The following is a 710-nucleotide window of genomic DNA, read 5'->3' as shown; positions in this document are numbered from 1 at the left end:
ACCAGTATCGGAATCTCCCGAGCGACCACTGGCCTCCAATCCTCATCCACCATCGGAGTCCAACTCGTCCCTCTCCTCTCATAGACGAGGATATCATCCAGGCCGCAGAATCCCGAGGCGATTCCATCGGCCTTATTCAAATAAAAGCCAAAGAACCTCTTGTTTATTGGCCCCCACTCCGCTATATACCAGTGCATCTTCTCATCGTTGAAAAGGTGCAGATGGATGATCTCCTCACCAATCCGGCTGTGATCGAAGCACAGGCTGGGGAGCCTGGCCAGCTCTTTTGCCGTCAGATCGCTGAATTTCCTGCTCAAATAGATGCCTCCTTGGTAATGCTCTCCTTTCTTTTGCCTTTATCGAACAATCACAAAGCGCATTCGCCCTCAAATAAAGGATATGCTACATCATATCTCACCTGCTTATATTTGCTGGCTGAATGAACATGCCCACCAATCTTCTGGCCGAGCATCAGATAATTTGATATATGGGGGTGACCGCGAAGGGAAAAAATAGAAAATAAGAATAAACTGGAAAATAGGAAAAAGAATGATTGCCCTTATCGTCGCTTTCTGGCTGATGCTGCCTGCCTATGTGCCAAACAACTTCGCAGCCATTTTTGGGGGCGGAACGCCCCTGGACATGGGCCGGGTCTTCCAGGATGGGGAGAGGGCACTGGGCGATGGCAAGACCTTTCGGGGGACGATCGC

At 50.1% G+C, this 710-nt stretch carries 2 protein-coding genes; one reads left to right on the top strand and one right to left on the bottom strand.

Annotation, left to right across the window (positions count from 1 at the left end):
• Positions 1-317: hypothetical protein (locus BP822_RS02585; protein WP_286877665.1), on the bottom strand; the 317-nt coding region annotated here is incomplete at its 3' end.
• Positions 318-549: 232 nt separating this feature from the next.
• Here BP822_RS02585 and BP822_RS02580 point away from each other — a divergent pair.
• On the top strand, positions 550-710 hold a 161-nt coding region (locus BP822_RS02580; protein ID WP_286877694.1), incomplete at its 3' end, for a CDP-archaeol synthase.

The organism is Methanosaeta sp. UBA458 (assembly GCF_002496085.1).
Taxonomy (GTDB): domain Archaea; phylum Halobacteriota; class Methanosarcinia; order Methanotrichales; family Methanotrichaceae; genus Methanothrix; species Methanothrix soehngenii.
The sequence above is the reverse complement of the archived record's forward strand: the minus strand, read 5'-3'. Positions and strand labels throughout refer to the sequence as shown.